19 protein-coding genes, 1 pseudogene and 1 CRISPR repeat array are annotated in these 24,670 nt (G+C 37.4%); of the genes and pseudogenes, 17 read left to right on the top strand and 3 right to left on the bottom strand.

Annotated features, from left to right (window positions below; translation table 11 throughout):
* The first annotated feature begins 132 nt into the window (after positions 1–132).
* Positions 133–1,258 (top strand): annotated as a pseudogene (locus EO122_RS07740) (IS1249 family transposase).
* Between the two features lie 133 nt (positions 1,259–1,391).
* Here the strand turns inward: EO122_RS07740 and EO122_RS07735 are convergent.
* Genes EO122_RS07735 through EO122_RS07725 form a run of 3 tightly spaced genes read right to left on the bottom strand, consistent with a single transcriptional unit; the run spans position 1,392 to position 4,681 of the window.
* Positions 1,392–2,150, bottom strand: a complete 759-nt coding sequence (locus EO122_RS07735) for a TIGR03943 family protein (RefSeq protein ID WP_127010085.1) — start codon at positions 2,148–2,150, stop codon at positions 1,392–1,394.
* On the bottom strand, positions 2,147–3,634 hold the full coding sequence (locus tag EO122_RS07730) for a permease (RefSeq protein WP_164725997.1): 1,488 nt from the start codon (positions 3,632–3,634) through the stop codon (positions 2,147–2,149). Before EO122_RS07730 ends, EO122_RS07735 begins: the two co-directional genes overlap by 4 nt.
* Positions 3,635–3,640: 6 nt before the next feature.
* Positions 3,641–4,681 carry a GTP-binding protein gene (locus EO122_RS07725; RefSeq protein WP_127010083.1) on the bottom strand — a complete coding sequence of 347 codons (1,041 nt, stop codon included), beginning with the start codon at positions 4,679–4,681 and terminating at the stop codon, positions 3,641–3,643.
* A gap of 275 nt (positions 4,682–4,956) precedes the next feature.
* On the opposite strand from EO122_RS07725, the gene EO122_RS07720 reads away from it, so the two are divergent.
* From EO122_RS07720 to csn2, 16 genes are all read left to right on the top strand, one after another.
* Positions 4,957–5,442 carry a ferritin gene (locus EO122_RS07720; RefSeq protein WP_126938230.1) on the top strand — a complete coding sequence of 162 codons (486 nt, stop codon included), beginning with the start codon at positions 4,957–4,959 and terminating at the stop codon, positions 5,440–5,442.
* Between the two features lie 324 nt (positions 5,443–5,766).
* Positions 5,767–6,246 (top strand): CtsR family transcriptional regulator, encoded by a 480-nt coding sequence (locus EO122_RS07715; RefSeq protein WP_127010082.1) that lies wholly within the window; start codon positions 5,767–5,769, stop codon positions 6,244–6,246.
* A 3-nt stretch (positions 6,247–6,249) separates the two neighbouring features.
* Positions 6,250–6,768: a UvrB/UvrC motif-containing protein gene (locus EO122_RS07710; protein ID WP_127010081.1), complete on the top strand. Its 519-nt coding sequence runs from the start codon at positions 6,250–6,252 to the stop codon at positions 6,766–6,768.
* A gap of 9 nt (positions 6,769–6,777) precedes the next feature.
* Complete coding sequence (locus EO122_RS07705; RefSeq protein WP_127010080.1) at positions 6,778–7,851, top strand: protein arginine kinase; 1,074 nt, start codon at positions 6,778–6,780, stop codon at positions 7,849–7,851.
* Positions 7,848–10,274 carry an ATP-dependent Clp protease ATP-binding subunit gene (locus EO122_RS07700; protein ID WP_127010079.1) on the top strand — a complete coding sequence of 809 codons (2,427 nt, stop codon included), beginning with the start codon at positions 7,848–7,850 and terminating at the stop codon, positions 10,272–10,274. The genes EO122_RS07705 and EO122_RS07700 overlap by 4 nt, the downstream gene beginning before the upstream one ends.
* A gap of 249 nt (positions 10,275–10,523) precedes the next feature.
* Positions 10,524–11,348, top strand: coding sequence for a sirohydrochlorin cobaltochelatase (locus EO122_RS07695; RefSeq protein ID WP_127010078.1), 825 nt, complete (start codon positions 10,524–10,526; stop codon positions 11,346–11,348).
* 170 nt (positions 11,349–11,518) lie between these two features.
* Positions 11,519–12,226, top strand: coding sequence for a precorrin-2 C(20)-methyltransferase (gene cobI, locus EO122_RS07690; protein WP_127010077.1), 708 nt, complete (start codon positions 11,519–11,521; stop codon positions 12,224–12,226).
* A gap of 10 nt (positions 12,227–12,236) precedes the next feature.
* A complete protein-coding gene (locus tag EO122_RS07685) occupies positions 12,237–13,613 on the top strand; it encodes a cobyrinate a,c-diamide synthase (RefSeq protein ID WP_127010076.1) in 1,377 nt (458 codons plus the stop codon).
* A 183-nt stretch (positions 13,614–13,796) separates the two neighbouring features.
* On the top strand, positions 13,797–14,330 hold the full coding sequence (cobO, locus tag EO122_RS07680; RefSeq protein WP_127010075.1) for a cob(I)yrinic acid a,c-diamide adenosyltransferase: 534 nt from the start codon (positions 13,797–13,799) through the stop codon (positions 14,328–14,330).
* A 198-nt stretch (positions 14,331–14,528) separates the two neighbouring features.
* Entirely contained in the window at positions 14,529–14,924 is a 396-nt protein-coding gene (locus EO122_RS07675) for a class II SORL domain-containing protein (protein ID WP_127010074.1), read from the top strand.
* Positions 14,925–15,221: 297 nt separating this feature from the next.
* Positions 15,222–16,451: an aspartate kinase gene (locus tag EO122_RS07670; protein ID WP_127010073.1), complete on the top strand. Its 1,230-nt coding sequence runs from the start codon at positions 15,222–15,224 to the stop codon at positions 16,449–16,451.
* A 26-nt stretch (positions 16,452–16,477) separates the two neighbouring features.
* The gene (locus tag EO122_RS07665; protein WP_127010072.1) at positions 16,478–17,173 is read left to right on the top strand and encodes a TVP38/TMEM64 family protein; all 696 of its coding nucleotides are present in this window, start codon (positions 16,478–16,480) and stop codon (positions 17,171–17,173) included.
* A gap of 347 nt (positions 17,174–17,520) precedes the next feature.
* The gene (cas9, locus tag EO122_RS07660) at positions 17,521–21,651 is read left to right on the top strand and encodes a type II CRISPR RNA-guided endonuclease Cas9 (protein ID WP_127010071.1); all 4,131 of its coding nucleotides are present in this window, start codon (positions 17,521–17,523) and stop codon (positions 21,649–21,651) included.
* An 8-nt stretch (positions 21,652–21,659) separates the two neighbouring features.
* Positions 21,660–22,538 (top strand): type II CRISPR-associated endonuclease Cas1, encoded by an 879-nt coding sequence (gene cas1, locus EO122_RS07655; RefSeq protein ID WP_127010070.1) that lies wholly within the window; start codon positions 21,660–21,662, stop codon positions 22,536–22,538.
* Positions 22,539–22,542: 4 nt separating this feature from the next.
* On the top strand, positions 22,543–22,848 hold the full coding sequence (cas2, locus tag EO122_RS07650) for a CRISPR-associated endonuclease Cas2 (protein ID WP_164725996.1): 306 nt from the start codon (positions 22,543–22,545) through the stop codon (positions 22,846–22,848).
* On the top strand, positions 22,845–23,519 hold the full coding sequence (gene csn2, locus EO122_RS07645) for a type II-A CRISPR-associated protein Csn2 (RefSeq protein ID WP_127010068.1): 675 nt from the start codon (positions 22,845–22,847) through the stop codon (positions 23,517–23,519). Before cas2 ends, csn2 begins: the two co-directional genes overlap by 4 nt.
* 66 nt (positions 23,520–23,585) lie before the next feature.
* A CRISPR array of direct repeats spans positions 23,586–24,413; the repeat unit is 36 nt; unit sequence GTTTGAGAATAGTGTGATTCTGCAAATGTCTCAAAC.
* Between the last annotated feature and the right edge of the window lie 257 nt (positions 24,414–24,670).

The raw sequence follows: 24,670 nt of genomic DNA, 5'->3' as shown, positions 1-24,670 counted from the left end.
AATTTTAAAGTTGTTTTAAAGAACTTTGAGGTAGGACAAAATGAGTTGGTAAAAAGTCTGAAACCCCTTGCAATTACAGGTCTGATTGATATTTAATTTTCCTAAATAATCTATCATTAGGAGGACTGAATAATGAATCAGATAAAATGTATAAATTGTGGATTTCCTTGTCATAAGTATGGGAAAACGAAAAAGGGAACTCAACGTTGGCAGTGCCGTGAATGTAAGACAGTATTTACGAATACTATTGATAGTACGATAAAACACTTTCACCAGTTTCTCGCATGGTTGTTAAGTGGTAAAACACAGGATGAGATGTCTGTAAGTAGTCGGACATTTAGACGAAATACAGTTCAATTTTGGGAAATATGGCCTATGCCACCTAAAATAGAGACACATAGGGATGTAGTGTATGTTGATGGTATCTATTTAGGACGAAAAGTATGTGTATTAATATGTTGTGATGATACGCATGTCTTGGGATGGTATGTATGTAGATACGAACATGCAGCGGCATGGGAGGCATTATTACAAAGGATTGCCTCACCTACTATAGTGGTTACTGATGGTGGAGTTGGATTTAAAAAAGCATGTAATCGAATTTGGAAAAAGGCTAGGATCCAAAGGTGTTTATACCATGTGTTTTGCCAGATTAAGCGATATACAACATCTAGGCCCAAAACATTAGCAGGAATAGAGTTATACGTATTAGCAAAAGACTTATTGGCTATCCATGGAATAGAAGAAATGAAAGTATGGGAAGAACGCTTTCAGAATTGGTCCAAGAGGTATAAAACATTTTTAAGCGAAATGACTAGAGATGAGTATGGCAGCTTGCATCCCAAACATGAAAGACTAGTAAAAGCAGAACGGTCTCTTTGTCAGCTGGTGAAACAAGATATACTATTTACCTATCTTAAAGATGCATTAGTTAATGAAAGAAAGTTGCCAGCTACAAATAACAGGATAGAAGGAGGTATTAATGCCCAATTAAGAGCCATGTTAAGGAACCATAGAGGACTATCTGTTGAACGTAGGATAAAAGCGGTGTTTTGGTGGTGTTATATGCGCTCTCCACATCCATTACCCTATGATGAGATTCTCAAGGTGATGCCAACAGATAAAAGTATAGCTAGGATATATAAAGAGATGTCAGAAAGAGAAACTTTAGAAGATATGATCCCTACATGGGGGAGATGCAATTGTATGGAGTGATCTACATAATTATGATATATCTATTACAAAAAAATGGGACTAGTCTACCAACTCATTTTGTCCTATAACCCGGAAAAGCAGTTTTATTTTTTATAATATTTAATAAAAAACCACGTACATCAGAGATACTACTGATATACGTGGTTTTCTTAAGTCTTAAGATATATACTTACCTATTAGTTAGGGAAAATGTAGCCATCAATGGCATCAGCTTGTGTAATTTTGCTGTTGATGATATATGGTTGTTCTACACCGTGGAAGTTACGTGTTCCGATAGTACCTTCCATAGTATACCAACTATGCTCTAATAATGGAGTAGTGGATGTATACTCAGTAGGTAATCCAAATGGAGCCATATCGGCTACGCAACAGATCATTAAATCACGAGCTAACACAAAATCATTACCTTGCAAGGCTTTATCGTGGTAGGATACATAGCCTGTGGCGGATACTGTATAGCCTTTGTATTTTTCAATGTGATTAGATACTTTCAAGATCGTATCATAGTAATTTCTAGATGTTAACGTGATGTGACGATGTGTATCATCGATGCCATCACCAATATTTTTGTAATCATTGGTAGGAACAGGTTCTTTTGTTACTGCAATCACTTGGTCTACAGGTTCTTCTGCAGGCAATGCAAATGCTTGTGCATGGAAGATAGATGGGCTTAGTAATAATGTACACAAACCATACAGAATAGCATTTCTATAAGAAGAGCCATAGGATTTACGGAAGATGTTTCTACTAGCTTTTACCGTGCTCCAAAGTAATAATAATGTCAACGCCCATAATAATGCGATGATATAAGAATTAGGAGCGATAAGGCGATAAATAGAGCCTGTTGTTAGTAAGTATAATAAAGATAGACTGCAACTAGCAGAAGCGATAACTTCTACAGCTGCGTGAATGTTGACAGTAGGGATATACTTCATAGTGCATAACCTCCTATTAGTGAATATAATATGCAAAGTATAGATGTACCCACAATGAGGGATATACTATATACTTTCACGAAAGAGCTAGGAAATAGGTTTCGTAATAATACATAGTTTTTAATATCTAGTAAAGGTCCAAAAATTAAGAATGCCAAAATTCCAGGTAGTGGAATGACACTGATGAAAGACCGAGCTATGATGGCATCTGCTGTGGAGCAGATGGATACGCAAAAGGCGAGAATCATCATGGCGAAAATGACTAAGATAGATCCAGATAGGGATATATCATGTAACCATTGTTTCGGTAAATATAATTGTAACCCACTACTAAGTATAGACCCAATTAAGATAAAGGGCAATAGGCGTAATGTTTCTTCTTGTAATCTACCAAAAAATCCAGTGTCATTTGACAGGGATTTTACGAGAGTTAACTGTTTCCATGGTGGGAACGCATCATGTCTGCCAAAGATGCGAGGGCCACAATATTGACTCACAATGAAAGCCAAGATAACTCCTAATATAGGCCGGCCCCAGAGAATCATCGGTTCTTTTGGGAAGGCATAATACGTAGATAAGAGTACGATTGGATTCAGCAAAGGACTGATCATCGTAAAGAATAGGCTTACCTTAGGAGCTATACCTTGTCGTGTTAAGCTCCGTAATACAGGGATGACAGCACAGTCGCATAGTGGCATGGTACAGGCCATCACAATGGCGAGTCCATAGGCTAATATAGGAGAACGATGCAGGTACTTTTCAATCCGATAGGGAGAGGCGTACTGCTCGACAATGACAGAAATACCTGTGCCCAAGAGTAGGAAGGGAACCATTTGCAACATGATCGCTGTGGTCATAGTAATCCAAGTCGGTTGGGCATAAAAGATATAGCCAAATAGAAGTGCTAAGATCAGTAAGGCATATGGTTTCCACCGAGATTTTGCCTTTTGTATTGGTTTTGCCAAGGTCCATTGTTGAATGGTTTGACATCCAATCCACGTACTATCTGGAGCAAGTTCTGTATATTGTTTGTCCTTTTCGTTTGTACTGTTCCCTAATAGGATTGTATTACTATATCGTATTTGTGATAAAGGAATGGCACCTAAGTAGGGTAATTGTGTTTCAATCCAAGAAGGATTTGTTACATAATAAATGTGTTGAATATCTAGCATATCTCCTAAGGGAGATTGTAAACAGATACGTTCAAATGTTTCGATAGAACCCACGCCGTTCCATTCAATCCAAAGTTCTCGGTAGGTATGGTTGTGCAATACTTCACAACATTGCGTAACAATAGAATCAGGATCGTCATCGACAGAAAAGGTTTTTATTCGGTCGTCGGAAAGAGCAGGACTTGTTAGGCCCTGCTCAAATTGAAACAGACAAACATTAGAAATTTTGTGACTTTCAATACCTGCAGTGATGGCAGTGGTTTTCCCGGAGCCGAGAAAGCCCATCACCACATAGGTAGGAATCTTTTGCATACTCATTTACATCGTACCATTAATAAAAGATTGCAACGCATCATTGTTTAAGGAAGGTCCAATGATAGTCAAATAGGAATCATGTAATGTAGTAGGAGTAATCTCCAAACTAGTTCCATTATATTGTACCAAGGCTTGACCACCTGTGGAAAGGGGGATACAACCTTTTAAGCGTAAAATATGACCACTAGTATTCGTATCGATTAAGGCTTGTAAATGCATGTGCCACTCAGATATCGTTCTAGGTAATGTACATTCTACAGTACATGTCAAGAAAGAGTCCTTTGCTTGCGCATGATGGGCAATGTGATCATGATGTGGAATCTCTGGATGGTTCCGGTCTGTATGATGGCCTTTATGATTTTCGATCGTTTGTGTAGGCGCTAGAGAAGAAACTGCTTGCTCATGGGGGTGCATGGAAATATATTTTGAAAGTGTAATTTCTTCCCAAGGCAATATATAGATGGGAGCCGCTGGATTTAGGGTGCGGATAATTTCTAATGTTTCTTGCAATAGCTGATCATCTTCTTGATGGCTAATGAAAACCTGACTAGAGTAGGCGATTTGGTCTTTGAAGAAGATACCAAAGTTTTTATAATACATAGGAGCCCGCATAGCATCCACAATGGATACACAACCAGTGAGCTCGATGCGTTTGGCAATAGATGGATCTTTGCAGATGGCTAGAATATCTGATAATTGACTAACCCCAGATGGTTCAATAATGATATACTCTAATTCTTTAGTATCTAGGATATCTGCCAAAGCTCGTCTAAAATCTCCAGCTAAACTGCAACAAATGCAGCCAGAGGTCAACTCTCTAACGGTATAGCCTTTTTCTCTAAGGATGGCTCCATCTAAATTTACCTGTCCAAAATCATTTTCTAACACTAGTATCTTGGATGGGTCTGGTAATTCTTGAATCAATTGCTGTATAAACGTAGTCTTACCGGCCCCCAAGAAACCAGAGATGATGTAGACTTTTACTTTGTTCCCTTCTGTAGAGTTCATTACTTTTTTAAAAGCACGGGTCATAAAATTCATCATACATCATCACCTCCAATTCATTGTAAAATAATAGTAATAAAGATCTTGCATAGATAGTATACTCTCTTTCAAAAAGGTATGCATGAATAGTTGAGCATTTCAGTTAATGTTATTATAAATAATTCTCAAATTTAAAAATAAATGATAAAAAATCGAAAAAAATAGAAATAGCATATTGATTTATCTCGATTAGTTTGCTATAATGAAAACACGATGTGAACAGAGAGCACATCAGATTAGTATTTTAAAATTTAGTATATAAGAGGTATAAAACAATGAATCAAAAAGTAGCTCAAGCTTTGAACGAACAAGTAATTTTCGAATTTAACGCAGCATCCACGTACCTAGCTCTTTCTTTAGCTATGGCTGATGCTAACTTCAAAGGTTTTTCCGCATGGTTACGTGCACAATACCAAGAAGAAGTAACACATGCTTTCAAATTCATCGATTACTTACAAAGCAACAATGAAAAAGTAACATTAGGTGATGTAAAAAATACAGCATCTACTTTGACTAATCCATTAGACGTGGCAAAAGCAGTATTGGCTCACGAGCAAATGATCACTGGCAAAATCCACGACTTATATGCATTAGCATTAGAAGAAAAAGATTATGCAACAGTATCCTTCTTGAACTGGTTCGTAGAAGAACAAGTAGAAGAAGAAGCAAATGCAACTGATTTAGTAGATCAATTCACATTTGCACAAGATAGCCGTTCTGCACAATTATTCTTGGACTCCAAATTAGGTAGCCGTCAATAATTGTCTAGATAAGTCTTATCATACTATTTCGCTTTTACACACAAACCTAACACACAACAAACAAAACATACACAAACCTAACACATAAAAAACACACAAAATATACACAAAAGAGCGGAATTGTTTACTAAGAACAAGTAGACATTAGAAGTAGCATATCCAATAGGATATGCTACTTTTTTTAATATAAAAGTCAAAAAGTCAAAAAAGTATTTGACAAAGGTCAAAAAGTCAGATATACTGTACTCAAGATAAAAAGACAAAAAGTCAAACTAAGGAGTTTGGCCTATTATTTAGTAGATAGAATTCAGAAAAGAGGAAGTTATGAGTGTTTTAGCAGATAAAATTGAACAATTTATATTGACAAAACTATTAGAAGAGCAAGAAGGTATTACCGTTAGACGTAACGAATTAGCAGAAACATTAGATTGTGCACCATCGCAGATTAGTTATGTATTGAGCACACGATTTTCTAATGATAGAGGGTTTATAGTACAGTCTAGACGTGGATTAGGTGGGTCGATTACGATTACGAGAATCTTAGAGCCACAATCAACACATGTTTTGATTCCTTTACAGCAACATGTGCAGCGTAGAAATGAGGAAGAACCGCAGATCACCATTGGTCATGTAGATAAGGTATTATTTCAACATATGCAAGAGGCGCGAATTACAAAGCGTGAAGCAGCGATGTTACATGAAGCATTTCTTAGGATCTTAACAGATGTGCCTATGGAGTATAGAAAAGAATCGGCAGAACGATTTTATGAGGCCATTATGAATATTGTCAATGAGGAGGTGTAAGTGATGAAATGTGAATCTTGTGGTCATGAGCAAGCTAGTGTTCATATGACATCGATTGTAAATGGTGTGAAAGAGGAACATCATTACTGCACACAATGTGCGAGTCAAAAAGAACAAGGACAAAGTTCCATGTTTTCCTCTATGTTTGATGATACATTTTTTAATAATCAATTTTTTGCCAATGCCATCTATCCGCAGGGGACGTTGAATTCTAGCAAGACAATCCAGTGTCCACAATGTGGAATGACGATTTCAGAATTCAATCATCTTGGCAGGTTGGGCTGCGATACTTGCTATAGTGCATTTCAAAATCAATTGACACCTTTGATTAAACGGATACAGGGCTCTGTTTCCTATGAGGGGCGAGTACCACAACGAGGGGCGGCAGATTTAAAAGTGGAGAAACAAATTCAACAGCTTAGACGTGAGCTGGTACAAGCTGTGAAACAAGAGTTGTTTGAAAAAGCAGCCAATATTCGAGATGAAATTAAATCGTTAGAAGAGTCAAAAGAATCCAAATAAGGAGGAGCTATGTTACAAACAATTTTAGATGAACCGATGTCTCCTTGGATGAAAGGAACTGAAAAGGCTCATCCCATCGTATTATCTAGTCGCATACGATTGGCGAGAAACTTTAAAGGTATACCATTTACGAATCGTGGCAAAAAAGAGTCCATTGAGACAGTGGAACGACAAATGCGATCGGTAATGAATCCTTTGCAAGCTGCCTATGGTACCATATTTACAAAGATTAATTTAGAAACATTAGAACCCATAGAACGAGATGTGTTAGTAGAAAAGCATTTAATTTCTCCTAATCTGGCAGAATCCTACCAAGGACGAAGCGTTATTATCTCTGAAGATTGTCGTATTTCCATTATGGTGAACGAAGAAGATCATTTGAGAATTCAATCTATGGAGTTGGGCTTACAATTAGAAGAAGCCTATCAAAAGGCAATGATTATTGATGATGCTATTGAAAGCAAATATGATTATGCATTTTCCAAAGAGTTTGGGTACTTAACGGCATGTCCTACGAATGTAGGTACAGGATTACGAGCATCGGTGATGGTTCATGTACCAGCATTGGCCATGACTGGAAAGTTGCAGCGGATTATTCGAAGTATTATTCGCATGGGCTATTCTGTACGAGGGCTCTATGGTGAGGGCTCTGAAGGGTTAGGTCATGTGTATCAAATTTCAAATCAACAGACAATGGGGATTAGCGAAGAGGCGACCATTGAACAACTTACACAGATTGTACGAGGAGTTGTGAAAGAAGAAGAAGCGTCGAGATCTGAACTGTGGAGTACGGATCGAGAAGGCATTGAAGATCGAGTGTGGCGGTCCTATGGTATTGTAAGTCATGCACGGCGTATATCCGGAGAAGAGGCATTGTCCTTATTAAGTGATGTACAGTTAGGCGTCGATATGAAGCTATTACCTGTCACATTAAACTTTCAAGAGTTATTAGTTATTACAAGACCTAATTTTTTAGGTAAGCTAGTTGGCAAGCCAACGATGGGAACACAAGAGCGAGATAGTCGTCGAGCACAAGTGATTCGAGATATATTAGAACAAGGTTCAAAAGGAGGAACACTATGATAGAAAGATATACAGAAGGGGCTAAACGAGCATTAGTGATTGCTCAAGAAAAAGCAATAGAATTTAAACATAATTATGTGGGGACAGAACATGTACTATTAGGGCTAGTAGAGGAAGAAAAATCTGTATCAGCTCGTGCATTAGCTGCGCTAGGTATCAAAGGAGAAGAGTTGGAAGCAGAGGTAGTAGCAGCTGTTGGTAAAGGTACCCATAGTGGCGGCCAATTACAAATGACGCCGCGTACTAAACATGTGCTAAATTTAGCGCAAGAAGCGGCCAATAGTCGAGGTCACAACTATATCGGAACAGAGCATATTTTACTAGGCCTATTGTCCGATGGTGGTGGCGTGGCTATGCAACTATTGGCATCCAAAGGGATTCGTCCAGAAGATGTAGTTGAAAAGGTTAATGCTATCGTGGGCGGTGACGAAACAGGTGGAACTCCAGCACAAGGGGGTACAGGTGATTTAGGAGACATCTCTGACTATGCGATTGATTTGAATGAAAGTGCAAAACAAGGAAAAATTGATCCTGTCATTGGTCGAGATACAGAAATCCAACGAGTGATACAAATTTTAAGTCGTCGTACTAAAAATAATCCGGTGTTAATAGGTGAACCTGGTGTTGGTAAAACAGCGATTGCCGAAGGATTAGCACAACGAATCGTAAGCGGCGATGTTCCCGATGTATTGCGAGACAAACGCATTATTTCAGTGAATTTAGGTTCTATGCTGGCAGGGGCTAAATACCGTGGTGAATTTGAAGAACGCTTGAAAAAAGTGATGGATGAAGTGCAATCGCATGAGGATATGATTGTATTTATTGATGAAATTCATACATTGATTGGAGCTGGAGCATCTGAAGGTGCTATGGATGCAGCTAATATTTTAAAACCAGCCTTGGCACGGGGGAACTTCCAAGTCATTGGGGCCACTACATTAGATGAATATAAGAAACATATTGAAAAAGATGCAGCCTTGGAACGTCGCTTCCAACCGGTGCAAGTGGGAGAACCAAGTGAAGAAGATGCATTGCACATCTTGAAAGGCTTGCGTGATCGGTATGAAGCCTTCCATAAAGTGCAAATTACGGATGATGCGTTAGCGGCAGCCGTACATTTATCGAGTCGCTATATTGCGGATCGATTCTTGCCAGATAAAGCCATCGATGTCATGGATGAAGCGGCTTCTAAAGTACGAATGGCTGTATTCACAGCAACACCAGATGTGAAAGCCTTAGAAGATGAACTTCTTCGTATCCAAAAAGAAAAAGAAGCAGCCATTACAGCACAAGAGTTCGAGCAAGCTGCGGTGCTACGAGATAAAGAAAAAGAATTGGAAGCAGATATTGCATCTAAGCAAGAAGATAGCCACAAAGAGAGTGAATCTAAATTAGTGGTTACAGAATCCGAAATTGCTGCTGTTGTATCTGAATGGAGTGGCATTCCAGTATCTCGTGTGGCAGAAGAAGAGTCAGAGCGTCTTTTAAAATTAGAAGAAGAGCTTCATCAACGTGTCATCGGACAAGAAGAAGCCGTTGTAGCTGTATCGAAAGCGGTACGACGTGCTAGAGCAGGCTTGAAAGATCCGAAACGTCCAATTGGATCCTTCTTATTCTTAGGACCTACGGGGGTGGGTAAAACAGAGTTAGCTAGATCGTTGGCATCCAACCTATTCGGTGATGAAAATGCTATGGTTCGTATCGATATGTCAGAATATATGGAAAAACATGCGGTGAGTCGCTTAGTGGGAGCGCCTCCGGGCTATGTGGGCTATGATGAAGGCGGTCAATTGACAGAAGCTGTACGCCGTCGTCCATATAGTGTAATCCTCTTTGATGAAGTGGAAAAAGCACATCCTGATTTCTTTAACATCTTATTACAAGTTTTAGATGATGGACGATTGACAGATAACCAAGGTCGTACAGTAGACTTTAGAAATACAGTGATCATTATGACAAGCAATTTGGGTGCTAAGTATCTAAAAGAAGATACTGCTGCTATGGGATTCTTAGCGGCCAAAGAGTCTGGGGATACAAAAAAAGATACGGAATCTGCTAAAAAAGAAGTGTTGCAAGCCGTAAAAGCACATTTCCGTCCAGAATTCTTGAATCGAGTGGATGAAATGATCGTATTCCATGCCTTAGAAACAGAGCAATTACAACAAATTGTACGTATCTTGTTACAATCGGTGACTACTCGTTTGCATGAACAAGGGATGGAACTGGAAGTATCTGATGAAGCTATGGCGAAAATCGTAGCAGAAGGTACCGATATTGCCATGGGGGCAAGACCATTAAAACGTGCTATCCAACGATTAGTAGAAGATCCAATTTCTGATGCCATTCTGGAAGGCAGAGCAGGAGAGGGTAAAACACTTCATGTTGTCGTGGAAGACGATGATATTGCTATTACTGTAAAATAATATAGATAAGAGCTATTTCTAGTTGTGCTATCACTAGAAGTAGCTCTTTTTCTTGTTGTGAACGTAAACAAAGGAGATCATTTCAGTTATACGGTGAATCCCTGTTGTGATATGACTGCATATCAGATCTTACTTGTATGAGGTGTACGAGAAGTGACTGGATGATGATTTATATTTATTTTACAGAATGCTATTTTTTTTATACACTATATGGTAGGTATATTCTTAATTATTTGTATGAGGTATAACATGAAAGAAGTAATATTAGTTACGTCATTTGGATCAACAGTAGATAGTGCTAGAGAAAATCAAATTTTACCAGTTGTTGCGGCTATTCAAAAGGAGCATCCTAATCATGAAGTGCGGGTGGCTTTCACATCTCGTATTGTCATAAAACGGTTAAAAGATAGAAATATTGTGTTTCAAAATGAAATAGAAGCAATGGAATCCATTATGGCAGATGGATTTGAACGTGTCATTGTGCAGCCAACACATTTAGTAGGTGGTGCGGAATTTGATAAACTTCGTAAAAATATTATGGCATTCCAAGGGCAAGGGTCCATCAAAGAGATTGCAGTAGGTCGTCCATTACTGTATTTCATGGGTCAAGAGGAAGAAGTGCCAGATGATTATCAAACTTTAATGGATCGTTTTATTAAAAACTTGAACGTCCCTAACACAGAAGACTTGTTATTAGTAGGTCATGGTGGGTTTAATGTAGGTAATGCTTCTTATGCAGTGTTACAGTTGAAATTACAACATGAAGGGATTCGTAATACATCGATTGCTACATTAGAGAACTTCCCTACCCCAGAAGATGTGTTGCAACACTGGGAACAAGAAGGACATATCCATAAAAAAGTACATTTGCATCCACTATTATTAGTGTGTGGAGACCATGCATTAAATGATCTATTTGGAGATGAAGAAGATAGTTTGACATCAGTATTAAACGAGGCAGGCTATGAAGTAGTACAATACAAAAAAGGTCTTGGTGAGTATCCAGAGATTCAAAATATTTATGCAGAACATTTGGCAGATGCGATGGAAGGGTTGTATCAAAACCGATTATAATCTAGTAGTATAGATGGAGTGTTTTTGTGGCTCCTCTAAAGAGCCTATGGGCTGAGCTCAAGGTGTAATTTCGTATACATTAGATAGTATTCATGATATACTGATTAAGTTCGAGTATTGTTGGGTATAGTGGCTTTCACTAACCCTGTTTAGATAGAAGAGGTGTCCTTATGAAAGGTAAATTATATGGTATTGGTGTAGGTCCAGGGGATTCTGAATTAATGACGGTGAAAGCGGCTCGTATTGTAGGAGAAGCAGACGTTATTATTACACCGAAAACTGAAAAGAAAGATGGATCTGTAGCATTGCATATTGCAGAACCATATATTCAAGAGCATACAGAAATCGTGCCGGTTGTATTTCCAATGGTATTAGACGACAATGAACAATCTAAAGGCTGGGAAGAAGCTCGCCAAATCATTACTGGTTTATTAGAGCAAGGTAAACAAGTTGTGTTCTTAACGTTAGGGGATCCAATGTTCTACAGTACATACATGTATGTGTATCGTCTAGTAGAATCTGCTGGATTTGAGATTGAAACGATTCCTGGTGTGACGGCGTTCTGCGCTATCGGTTCTCACCTTGGATATCCAATCGTCGAAAAAGAAGAAGTATTGGCTATCATTCCTGCGACGGCACCAAAAGAAAAAATCGATGCTGTATTAGCAGTGGCTGATGATGCGGTTATCATGAAAGTCTATAGAAACTTTGCAGAAGTACAAGACACACTTCGTAAACATGATATGGCAGATGAGGCTGTGATGATTTCCCGCGTGGGTTTACCAGAAGAGGAAGTATATCACAATGTAGATGCGTTGCCATCTGATACAAAATTAAATTATTTATCTACAATTTTGGCGAAACGTAAAGATCGCTAAGAGGTATTCTATGAACACTGTACAACGACCAAGAATTGTCATAGCCGGCACCAATTCAGGTGTGGGGAAAACAACAATAGTAGCAGGGCTGTTAGCAGCTTTGACAGAGCAGGGCAAGGTGGTACAGGCATTTAAAGTGGGCCCGGATTATATTGATCCGGGCTTTCATAAAATTGCTAGCCAACGAGAGTGTTATAATCTAGATACATGGCTTGTACCACCCCATAAACTAGTTCCATTTTTTGTGGGGCAAGCAGAAACAGCAGATATTTCCATTATTGAAGGTGTGATGGGCCTTTATGATGGAGGCCGAGAAGGTGTAAGTTCTACTGCGCAAGTGGCTAAGGATTTACAAGCTCCAGTGGTGCTTGTCATCGACTGTAAGGCCATGGGGGAAAGTGCAGCAGCCATTGCAAAAGGATTTCGTGATTATGATCCAGAGGTGCAATTTGGAGGTGTCATTTTAAACCGATTGGGGTCGGATAATCATGAGCATATGATTCGTTCTGCTATGAAAAAATTAGGGGTTCCTGTATTGGGGGCCATTCGTCGAGATGAACGGATGCAGTCTCCAGAGCGTCATTTAGGTTTAACGCCTGTTACAGAAATTGATCCTACAGAAGCGATTGCTACGATTCGCGATGCGGTGAAAGTAATGGTCAATCTAGATGCTTTGGTAGAGCTCGGGAAAAGTGCTGTAGATTTACCGACCGCGGATATGGAATCTGTTACAGCTGTTGAAAAACGCGCTCGTATAGGAATTGCTATGGATGAAGCTTTTTCCTTCTATTATCCAGCTAGCTTAGCAGCCTTAGAGGCAGCAGGAGCAGAACTTCACTACTTTAGTCCTCTTCAAGATAAGGCATTGCCTGATGTAGATGGAGTATTCTTTGGAGGTGGTTTCCCAGAGATGTTTTTATCGCAACTAAGCGTCAATACATCTATGCAGGATAGCATTCGCCAAGCCAGTGAACAAGGAATGCCTATCTATGCAGAATGCGGTGGATTGATGTATATGACAGAGGCTGTTACGGATTTTGAAGGACATACGTACCCAATGGTGGGATTAGTGCCAGCTACTTGTGAAATGCAACAAACATTGCAACGGGTAGGATATGTGAGCGCCACCATGCTAGAACCTAATATTTTAGGATCTGTGAAAGATCATTTGCGTGGCCATGAATTCCATTTTTCTACAATGACTCCAACACAAAGTCCATTTCCTTGGGCTTTTGAGTTAGTCGGGGGACGTAAACCGAAAGCCTACCAAGGAGGTTATGCACATAAAAATATCTTAGCTTCCTATTTGCATATTAATTTTTCGGGTAGTGAGGATGCAGCTAGATGTTTTGTAGACTCCTGTGAACGATATAGTAAGCACTCATAAAGAAGTGAGTATTAGTGTGAAGTGTTTGGATATACTATCAGGTGGAAGCCTCACACAGATACGATAGAGCGATTGAAATACAAAAACCACCTGCCATAGTAGGTGGTTTTTAATATATTCGAAGATTGAATAGATAATTGGTAATGATACTAGTATATATGGTATGTAAGGATAGGTGAAACTATGGCAGAAGGATTAATTTTAGTCAATACAGGTGAAGGTAAAGGAAAAACAACGGCAGCACTTGGAGTGGCCCTTCGGTCTGCAGGTTGTGGTCGAAAGGTGTTGATTTTACAATTTATTAAAAGTGGCGCTAATTATGGTGAATTGGCAGGCATAGATTTGTTACCTACCGTAGAAATTCGTTCCATGGGGAAAGGATTTATCTTTCATAAACAAGAAGAGTCAGAAGAGAAGATGAAAGAACATCAACAAGCTGCGAAAGAAGCGTGGGCTATGGTGGAACGAGAAGTGCAATCCGATGCATGGGATCTTATTATTCTCGATGAGATTAACTATGCCATCCACTATGGATTAGTGGATGTAGAAACAGCAGTGCACTTGTTGCAACACAAGCCAGAAAGATTGGATATGATTTTAACAGGACGTAATGCGAAGCCAGAGATTATTGAACTAGCGCATACAGTGACGGAAATGAAAGTTGTGAAGCATGCGTATCAACAAGGTATTAAAGCGAAACGAGGTATCGAGTTCTAATTGAGTTGCTAACTATGCTATTTATTAATATAGTATGCTAAAAATAAAAGTATTATGCATAAACCATATCGAAAAACTTAAAAATAGTCCTTGATTAAGTCTATAAAAACAAGTACAATAATATTGTACTGATTTTAGTGCTTTACATGGAAAGGTTTCCATGTTTGGATATGATATTAATTCAAGGGGGTTATACCTATGGCAATCACTAATTATGTAAAAACAGCAGAATTTGCAACAGAAAAACACGTTCCAGTTATCACAGCACCTGACACTGTAAAAGCTGGTGAACGCGTAGTTATCGATTTAGAAGTGGGCAAAGATATTGCACATCCTAATACAGTAGAACATCACATTTCTTGGATTAAATTATACTACGTAGAAGAAGGTACAAAACTTCCTTACGAAGTAGCTCGTCTTGAGTTCAATGTACATGGTGAAGCTCCTACAGGTGCTAACGAAGGTCCTGTACATGCTGAATCTGCTGGCGTAGTAGTAGCTTCTTTCAAAAAATCTGGTCGTTTGATCGCAACTTCTTACTGCAACATCCACGGTTTGTGGGAATCTGAAAAAGATATCGTAGTAGAAGCATAATTACATGAAGAAAAGGCTGTCGTTGGATAGCATATCACGATGATAAAAAGGGTAGTTGTATTTTGTGCAACTGCCCTTTTGTAGTTTGGATATTAGTCCGGATTAGTATATGTTATATATATTATATATAACTGGTGATAGGCAATAGTATGAATATATAAAGTATCTACTGTAAATAGACAAATGTATAATAAAAATAAAATAAAAGTATACAAAAATCCTTTACAATACTGGTGTAGTGTGATAGATTATTAGAGACATTATTTTACTATATATATTATTAGATGAGGGATTGCAGTGGCATTAATTGTAAAAAAATTTGGTGGTAGCTCTGTAGCAACACCTGAAAAAATATTTAATATTGTAGATCGCGTATTGCGTGATAAACAAGCTGATGATCGTATTGTTGTTGTTGTGTCTGCGATGGGAGATACAACAGATGACTTAGTGACATTGGCGAAAGAAGTAACGTCTATGCCATATGGTCGTGAAATGGATCGTCTTCTCTCTACGGGAGAGCAAGTAACGATTGCATTGATGGCCTTAGCATTCCAAGCTAAAGGACATGCAGCCGTTTCTATGACAGGGGAACAAGCGGGGATTGCTACTAGTGATGCTTTTGGAAAAGCTCGTATTCTAGATATCAATCCTGAACGTGTATTACGTGCCTTAGATGATGGCAATATCGTTGTGGTGGCAGGCTTCCAAGGCAGAACAGAAGAAGGGGATATTACGACACTCGGTCGTGGTGGATCCGATACAACAGCTGTAGCATTAGCAGGGGCTATGCATGCGGATGTATGCGAAATTTTCACAGATGTAGATGGTGTATATTCTACAGATCCGCGTGTAGCACCAGGAGCTATTAAGTTGAAAGAAATCACCTATGGTGAAATGCTAGAGATGGCACGTTTGGGGGCTGGTGTTATGCAACCAAGAGCGGTTGAGATGGGACATCGATATGGGGTGCCAATCCATGTTCGCTCTACTTTCAGTGATGAAGAGGGAACCATTATTCGAGAGGAGTATACAATGAAAGCAAATCAATATGCCATTACAGGCGTTGCAGATGATACAAATGTTGCTAAAGTGAGTCTTGTAGGTGTAGAGAATGTTCCAGGCGTGGCACATCAAGTGTTCCAAGCCTTAGCAGATAAAAGTATCGACGTGGATATGATTGTGCAAAGCATTCGTACCACAGATGATAAATGTACAGATATCGTATTTACCATCACTCGTGATGATGTAAACTTGGCAAAACAAGTGTTAGACACATTGAGCACTACGATGTCTATGGAAGAATGCATTATTAATGAAAATATGGTAAAAGTATCCATTGTTGGAGCTGGTATGCTAGGTCAACCAGGTGTAGCAGCTAAAATGTTTGGTATTCTTTCTGATGAGGATGTTAATATTGAAATCATTAGCACTTCCGAAATCAGCATTTCTTGCTTGATTGCAGAAGAACATATCAAAACAGCTGTACGTGCCATTCATGATAAACTTGTGTTAGATGGCAGAGGCTAAGAAGTCTGAGAAAAGAAGGTATGGGAATGAATGATAAGAAGAAGGAACGATACATACAATTAGGATTGTTGGGAGCATTGGTAGCACTAGGTGTGATAGTGCATATCCTTGTTCCAGAATTCTATGATGATATGTGGGAACTTGTCATATCAGGAGATGTGAATCGTATGGCAGAAGTATTGCAATCCTATGGTCCTTGGGCCATGGTGATTAGCTTTGTCTTGGATGTATTGATTAATGCATTAGGATTTTTGCCGTCCATCTTCTTTTCCACAGCTAATGGCTTGCTCTTTGGGGTCGTTCCGGGAATTATCATTTCTTGGCTAGCGGAAACCGTAGGTGTTGTGCTGAGCTTTATGATTATGCGATACATCTTGCGTGATACGGCTCATAAGGTCATTGAAAAAAGTGAATTTTTGCTGAAAGTAGATGACTTTAGCGGAAAGAATGGCTTAGCTGTCATGTTATTTGCCCGTACCATTCCGTACTTTCCTAGTGGTGTCATCACTGCATTAGGGGCGATTAGTCAGATTTCCCTGCGGGACTATATCATTGCTAACTTAATTGGTAAGTTTCCGTCTACAGCATTGGAAGTAATCGTAGGACATGATGCAGTTTTGCTACAAGATAACCTAGGGCGTCTGACCGTTGTCATTGTGGTGGCCACTGTTGTGTATTTCTTGTTGTGGAAAGGATATCAGCGGTGGGTGAAAGGGCGGTAGTTATAAAGAAGAGGAACGTTGATCGATAGTAATCAACGTTCCTTTTTTGTGTTGTATTTGAAACATAAAAAAACTCAATTCCTGATGAATTGAGTTAAGTACCCACAGCGGGTGCCACAAGGGCGATGAAAATAAATTCGTATTTGAACTTGTAGTGTGATTCTGTAAATGTCTCAAACGTCTTTGAGATGCTTTTATTGTATACAAAAAAAGATATAGAGTCAAGTATTTTTTAGTAGTATAATACAATTAAATAACATAGGGTAATATTCATTTTGATAGATAGGCATTGATATTGCCTTTGCAATGTATGATACGTTTATATTTTATGGGAAGGGAGAAGTACAATGAGTGATTTTGACAAACACAAGGATCAGATTTGTAAACACAAGGGTTTAAAACAGGGGAATTATTATATCGGTTTTGACATTGGTACAAACTCTGTGGGTTGGGCTGCTACCAATGAGAAGTATGAATTATTGAAATTCAAATCTCATAAAATGTGGGGATCCAGACTATTTACAGAAGCCTTAACAGCGGTAGATACTCGTATGAAACGGTCTGGTCGTCGCCGTTTACAACGCCGTAAGTTTCGATTGCTTTTATTAGAATCATTGTTTGCTAAAGAAATCAATGCTGTAGATGAAACATTTTTCATGCGTCTTCATGAATCAAAATATCATATAGAAGATAAGACAAATCCAGTAAAATACACTTTATTCATAGATGACCATTATACAGATGTGGACTACTATAAGGCGTTTCCGACTATTTACCATTTGCGTTATCACTTGATGACTGAAGGTACAAAAGATGTACGCTTGTTATTTTTGGCTATTCATCATATTTTAAAAAATAGAGGAAACTTTTTATATGGTAAAAAAGAATTTTCTGTTGATGGAGAAATTAATGAAGTAGTACAAGCTACGTTAGGAGAATTAGGATTTGGTGGATATATTGTTAATGATAATGTACTTAGTTCTGTAGTCTCTCTATTATTAGATAGAAGTGTAGGACGTAGTGATACAGTAAAACAGTTAGAACCTATCATTGCTAATGGGAAAAAATTGTCTAGTATCGATAAAAAACGGTTAAAAGCATGGGGTAATCTTATTGTTGGATTGAAGTCAAATTTACTAGATTTGTTTACAGAAGAAGATGTGGATATCGCCGCACCTGATGATAAAGAGTTTAAAGATATTTGTTTTAGTAAGATCATTTATGATGATGTGAGAGATGCCTATCTAGAAGTATGGGGCGACAGATTTGCTATGGTGGATCAGTGCAAAATGTTACATGATATTATTGTTATTAGTTCTATCATAAAACCAGGGCAATCACTTTCAGAGGCGAAAATAGAATCCTATGAGCAGCATAAAGAAGACTTAGAATTGCTGAAAAGAGTATTCCGATTAGATAGAGATAAATATATTGATATGTTTGTCAAAGATGAGGATAAAGGATGCAATTATGTAAAATATATTAAACAGGGGATTCATGGTAATACGTCAACAACAGAAGAAGACTTTTTCAAATATGTGAAAAAAGTAGTATCTGGATTACCACCAACAGAAGATACAGCCGCAGTATTACAAAAAATAGAAGAAGGTGTGTTTTTACCACTTCAACGAATTAGTAAAAATGGAGTAGTACCTTATCAATTACACAAAGAAGAATTGGTGCGTATTATAGACAAAGCAAAGGTGAACTTTCCATTTTTAAATGAAGTAGAAGATGGATTGACTGTGGCAGACAAAATTATTTCTATCTTAGAATTTAGAATCCCCTATTATGTGGGACCATTAAATCCAGCACATTCTATTGAAAATGGTGGGTACGCATGGGTTGTCCGTAAAGAAGCGGGCCAAGTATTACCGTGGAACTTTGAACAAAAAATTGATGTCCATGCATCGGCAGTTAAATTTATTGAAAACTTGACTAACAAATGTACCTATTTAATTGACCAAGATGTATTGCCTAAATATTCATTGCTCTATGCAGAGTTCTCATTACTAAATGAATTAAACAATATTCGTATTAATGATAAACCATTGCCAACCGATGTGAAACACGCATTTATTAGAGACCACTTCATGTCTTTGCAAGATAGTAAAACAGCTACAAAAAAAGTGGTAGCAAAATATCTACTAGATAATAACTATGTGTCCCAATCGCCGATTATAACAGGTATGGATCAACAAATTGCTACGAAATTAACATCTCACAGAGATATGGCTCGTATTCTGGGTGAAGACTTTGACCATACGATGGCAGAAGATATCATTCGCTATATTACTATTTTTGGTGAAAGTAAAGATATGTTACGGCAGGTATTAAAAAACTATTATGGAGAACGATTAACGGTAGAACAAGTTAATAAATTGAGTAAACTTACTTATACCGGTTGGGGACGATTATCTAGAAAATTCTTGTCTGAAATTTGGGGCATGAAAAAGAACGATGATGATGCGGAAGCGGGCACTATTATTGAACATATGCGTAAAGGCAATGAAAACTTGATGCAGTTATTAAGTTCTTCCTACTCATTTATTGATGTCGTACAAGAATACGTGACTCATGTATTAGGTGCAAAAGAGAAAACCGCCTTTGAAATGCTAGAAGACTTGTCCTTATCTCCAATGGTAAAACGAAGTGTATGGCAAACATTGCGTATTCTTGATGAGCTTGTATCTATCCACAAAGAACTACCAAAGAAAATATTTGTGGAAGTAGCTCGTACAAATAAAGCAGATAAAAAGCGAACTCAGTCTAGAAAAGCTTTGTTAGTTGAGTTATATAAACAAATTAAGGATGAAGATGTACATGCTTTACAACAAGAGTTGGAATCTAAAGAAGATTCTGCCTTGAATAGTAAAAAATTATATCTTTATTTTACACAAATGGGGCGGTGCATGTATTCTGGTCGTAGAATTGACATTCATGAATTGTTTACCGACAAGTATGATATCGATCATATTTATCCACGGAGCTTAACGAAAGATGACAGTTGGCATAATATCGTATTGGTAGAAAAACAATTGAATGCGGAGAAAACAGATCGGTTCCCAATTGCTGCACCGATTCAGGCGAAACAAAAAGGGTTTTGGAAATTATTGTGGGACCGTGGATTTATCTCGGAAAAGAAATACGATCGCTTAGTACGGGTAGAGCCGTTAACGGATGATGAATTAAATCAATTTATAAATCGGCAGTTAGTATCTACGAATCAGTCTATTAAGGCTGTAACAACATTATTACGTCAATTGTATCCAGATACAGATATAGTATTTTCTAAAGCAGAAAATGTCTCTGATTTTAGAAGAGATTTTGGCTTTATAAAAGTGCGGTCCATCAATCATCATCATCACGCAAAGGATGCATACCTAAATATTGTAGTGGGCAATGTATATCATGAAAAGTTCACAAAAAATTTCTTTTTCTTTGCTAAACAAAATGGCACGCAGCGAACCTATAATTTGACGAAAATGTTTGAAAAGAACATTCGCTCCACCGAGGATAAAAATACAATCATTTGGGATTCAGATGCAAGTATGGAAACTGTAAAAACTATGATGCGGAGCAATGATGTTCGAGTAACACAGCGAGCAGTACCGCAAAAAGGTGGACTATCTGATGAGACGGTGTACAAAAAAGGAGTAGCCAAGAAAGGCGTGTACTTGCCGTTGAAATCATCAGATGTGCATTTAAGTGATGTGGAAAAATATGGTGGAAGGACAAAAATGACTATTGCTGAATATGTTATTTTGAAAATTACAGATACATCTGATAAATCACGAATTGAAATTTTTTCGCTTCCATTATATGTATCTAAAAGAAATGATATCAAAAACGCTATACAAGAAGTGTATTTAAGTACTTGCAAAGAACCTTCATCTATTGCAGATATTCAAATACTGTATAAAGGACTATATATTGGAAGTAAGGTAAATGTTAATGGGTTTACTTATTTTATGGGAGGGAAAACAGGAGCAAATGTTTGTCTAGATAGTGCCATTGATGTAGTTCTGGATCTTACATCATGTGTATATATTAAATTATTGGAAAAAGTTGCATTCCAAAAAGTGGAAAATCCAAAAACTTTCCGTATTGAAGATATAAAAACATCATATGGAGATAATGAAATAATAGTTACTAAAGATCAAAATATTTCTTTATATCAATCATTATTAACAAAGTTGAAGACTCCTTTATTTGCTAAAATGAAAGGAAATAAATTAGAAGCGTTCCGGACTATTGGATTTGATGCATTCATAAACTTATCACTAGAGGAACAAGCTAATGTATTGCTAGAATTATTAAATGTATTAACAAATTTTAAAACGAAGCGAGATTTAGGTAAAATTGGAATGACTAGTTCAAGATCTACAGTAGGTATTAATGTATCTAATACTGAAAACTTTAGTGTCATTACAACATCTATCACAGGTTTATACGAAAATGAAATTAAAATAAAATAGGAGAAGCTATGAGTTGGCGAACGGTAGTTATAACTAAGCAATCTAAACTTGATTTTAAAATGAATTATATGATTGTTCGGCAGGGATTCGATGTAAAGAAAGTGTTTATTGATGAAATATACATGGTTATTATTGAGTCTACAGCGGTAAGTTTAACTGCCGTTCTGCTCAATGCATTAATTAAAGCTAAAGTAAAAATTATATTCTGTGATGAGAAGAGAAACCCTAGTAGTGAGGTTATGCCTTTATATGGATGCCATAATACAAGTAAACGATGCCGATCGCAAGCAGAGTGGGATTCTGATATAAAAGGAATTATTTGGAGTTACATAATAGCTGAAAAAATACATAATCAAGCACGAGTGCTTGAAAAATTTGATCATCATGAAGGTAGTATGATGCTCGATACGTATAGGAAAGAGATTCAGTTCAATGATATAACTCAGAGAGAAGGACATGCAGCAAAGGTATACTTTAATAGCCTATTTGGAAATACTTTCACGAGAGAGCAAGAAAATCCAATCAATGCAGGATTAGATTATGGCTATAGTATATTTCTTTCTGCGGTTAATCGTGAAATTGTCAAAAATGGCTATATCACGCAATTAGGAATTAATCATCGAAATCAATTTAATCAATATAATTTAGGGTCGGATTTGGTGGAAGTACTACGTGTATTTGTAGATAATCAAGTCGTTAGTTCCCAATTACAAAAATTTGGTAGAGAAGAAAAATATAGTTTGATCGAACTGTTGTCTTTGGATGTGGAAGTAGATGGAACAACTTTTATTTTGAAAGATGCTATAGGAATGTATTGTAAGAGTGTGTTAGATGCCTTAACGTACAGGGATCCTGATTTAATTAGGTTTATTAATTATGAGCTATAGATTTATGAGAGTATTAGTAATGTTTGATTTGCCGACTGATACGTCCATACATAAAAAGGCGTATCGTGATTTTCGAAAGTTTTTATTAGTGAATGGATTTATCATGCTCCAAGAATCGGTATATGTTAAATTAGTTTTAAATACAACGAGCGTGAATTTATTGGTAAAGCAAGTGCGTGAACATAAACCAGTAGATGGACATATTTGTTTATTAACAGTGACAGAAAAACAATATTCTAAAATGGAAATATTAACAGGAGACATACAGTCTGAAATTTTAGATACTACAGAAAGAGTGATTGTTCTATGAAACTTTTTTATCAGGATTCAACCATTGAAGTTGATCTGAATGTCCAAAAAATTAATTATCTATGCATTGAAAAGCATAGCTTATTTCGTCATATGCTCTTACAGTTGTATGATCAATGTCATGGAGAGGAAGGTCCTTGGATTTATAATGTAAATGCAAAAGGAGAAGCTATAGATAAAGAAATTCATATGATAATGAACCCAATACAAGTTGATGTAAATAGTAAATCTATTCTAACTAAGTTGAATACTAACCTTTTAAAAGAAAGTAATTTAATGATAGAAGAGTTACATGATATAGTGACAAAGCTACATCAATTCTTTTACACTCTTGAGTTGTCTTCATTTATTGATATAGAGCATAAAGAAGAGATTGTGGCTACAGATATTATTAAGTTAGGAGCTTTCAAAGTCCATGAAACAGATAAAGATGCTGTTGATCGATTACTCGATTATATGGATATTGTCAATGAATTATTGAAACCAGATCTGTTTGTCATTGCTAACATAGAAATGTATTTGGACTTAGAGGAGCTGGACTTATTTTTTAAAACCATTTTAGCAAAACAACTTTGTGTCTTATGTATTTCTTCTACTTCACAAGTTATGAAGGATATTGATAAATCTCTAATTAATGGGTATACTTTAGATAGTGACTTTTGTTTGATATAAAGGGATTTATGGAATTACACTTGGTGGTGACTGGACAAGCTTTGGAACCCTGAACTCGTATTTGGGGTTTGAGAATAGTGTGATTCTGCAAATGCCTCAAACTTTTTCGTACTCCGAAAGTCTTTCCTCGGGGTTTGAGAATAGTGTGATTCTGCAAATGTCTCAAACGGAAGCAATGCGATATGCGTTAGGTAAATGGTTTGAGAATAGTGTGATTCTGCAAATGTCTCAAACTAACATCTTTTCGTATCCCATGAATACATTGTTTGAGAATAGTGTGATTCTGCAAATGTCTCAAACACAAGCATCTTTGTCCATTTCTATATGACAGTTTGAGAATAGTGTGATTCTGCAAATGTCTCAAACAGGATGCCGTAGGTGAGACGGAAGACGTACGTTTGAGAATAGTGTGATTCTGCAAATGTCTCAAACAATATCGGCCTCTTACTAGGTCCCGCTGTTGTTTGAGAATAGTGTGATTCTGCAAATGTCTCAAACTTATTATTTTGAAGAGCTACCTCTAGCATTGTTTGAGAATAGTGTGATTCTGCAAATGTCTCAAACTTGTATGAGTTTCATTGTATACCTCCACATGTTTGAGAATAGTGTGATTCTGCAAATGTCTCAAACGCGACGCTCAATCTTACGAGCATGATCAGCGTTTGAGAGTAGTGTGATTCTGCAAATGTCTCAAACAGATATCGTAGGGTTTTGGAGGATGCCTTAGTTTGAGAGTAGTGTGATTCTGTAAATGTCTCAAACCCTTTTCATCGTATGGTTACTGTATCAATAGTTTGAGAGTAGTGTGATTCTGTAAATGTCTCAAACCCTTTTCATCGTATGGTTGCTGTATCAATAGTTTGAGAGTGGTGTGATTCTGTAAATGTCCCGAACGAGGGGAGGGAGTCCTCTACGAAAATAAACTATAGTTGTAAAGGTTTTAAAACTATGGGATAATAGAATAAAGAAAAATAGCTGTTGGTCTACTGGCACGACGATAACATATTGTTATAAAGATGCGGTTCGAATCCGCATACAGCGACTTTTAGCACTCTATTTAATAGAGTGCTTTTTTTGGCTCTATAATATATCTTGGGGGGACAGCAAAAGCCATCCCCCCAAGGTATATTTTTTTATGCAAAAAAGTAGGC

Source organism: Veillonella sp. CHU110 (assembly GCF_003992255.1).
Classification (GTDB): Bacteria; Bacillota; Negativicutes; order Veillonellales; family Veillonellaceae; genus F0422.
This window is presented reverse-complemented; position numbering and strand designations above follow the sequence as displayed.

Excerpts from the sequence above, each read along its gene's own strand:
- cas9 (WP_127010071.1), top strand. The coding sequence starts at position 17,521 with ATGAGTGATTTTGACAAACACAAGGATCAGATTTGTAAACACAAGGGT.
- EO122_RS07720 (WP_126938230.1), top strand. The coding sequence starts at position 4,957 with ATGAATCAAAAAGTAGCTCAAGCTTTGAACGAACAAGTAATTTTCGAA.
- EO122_RS07685 (WP_127010076.1), top strand. The coding sequence starts at position 12,237 with ATGAACACTGTACAACGACCAAGAATTGTCATAGCCGGCACCAATTCA.
- cobO (WP_127010075.1), top strand. The coding sequence starts at position 13,797 with ATGGCAGAAGGATTAATTTTAGTCAATACAGGTGAAGGTAAAGGAAAA.
- EO122_RS07735 (WP_127010085.1), bottom strand. The coding sequence starts at position 2,150 with ATGAAGTATATCCCTACTGTCAACATTCACGCAGCTGTAGAAGTTATC.
- EO122_RS07705 (WP_127010080.1), top strand. The coding sequence starts at position 6,778 with ATGTTACAAACAATTTTAGATGAACCGATGTCTCCTTGGATGAAAGGA.
- EO122_RS07700 (WP_127010079.1), top strand. The coding sequence starts at position 7,848 with ATGATAGAAAGATATACAGAAGGGGCTAAACGAGCATTAGTGATTGCT.
- csn2 (WP_127010068.1), top strand. The coding sequence starts at position 22,845 with ATGAAACTTTTTTATCAGGATTCAACCATTGAAGTTGATCTGAATGTC.
- cas1 (WP_127010070.1), top strand. The coding sequence starts at position 21,660 with ATGAGTTGGCGAACGGTAGTTATAACTAAGCAATCTAAACTTGATTTT.
- EO122_RS07730 (WP_164725997.1), bottom strand. The coding sequence starts at position 3,634 with ATGCAAAAGATTCCTACCTATGTGGTGATGGGCTTTCTCGGCTCCGGG.
- EO122_RS07665 (WP_127010072.1), top strand. The coding sequence starts at position 16,478 with ATGAATGATAAGAAGAAGGAACGATACATACAATTAGGATTGTTGGGA.
- cas2 (WP_164725996.1), top strand. The coding sequence starts at position 22,543 with ATGAGAGTATTAGTAATGTTTGATTTGCCGACTGATACGTCCATACAT.
- EO122_RS07715 (WP_127010082.1), top strand. The coding sequence starts at position 5,767 with ATGAGTGTTTTAGCAGATAAAATTGAACAATTTATATTGACAAAACTA.
- EO122_RS07710 (WP_127010081.1), top strand. The coding sequence starts at position 6,250 with ATGAAATGTGAATCTTGTGGTCATGAGCAAGCTAGTGTTCATATGACA.
- EO122_RS07725 (WP_127010083.1), bottom strand. The coding sequence starts at position 4,681 with ATGATGAATTTTATGACCCGTGCTTTTAAAAAAGTAATGAACTCTACA.
- cobI (WP_127010077.1), top strand. The coding sequence starts at position 11,519 with ATGAAAGGTAAATTATATGGTATTGGTGTAGGTCCAGGGGATTCTGAA.
- EO122_RS07675 (WP_127010074.1), top strand. The coding sequence starts at position 14,529 with ATGGCAATCACTAATTATGTAAAAACAGCAGAATTTGCAACAGAAAAA.
- EO122_RS07695 (WP_127010078.1), top strand. The coding sequence starts at position 10,524 with ATGAAAGAAGTAATATTAGTTACGTCATTTGGATCAACAGTAGATAGT.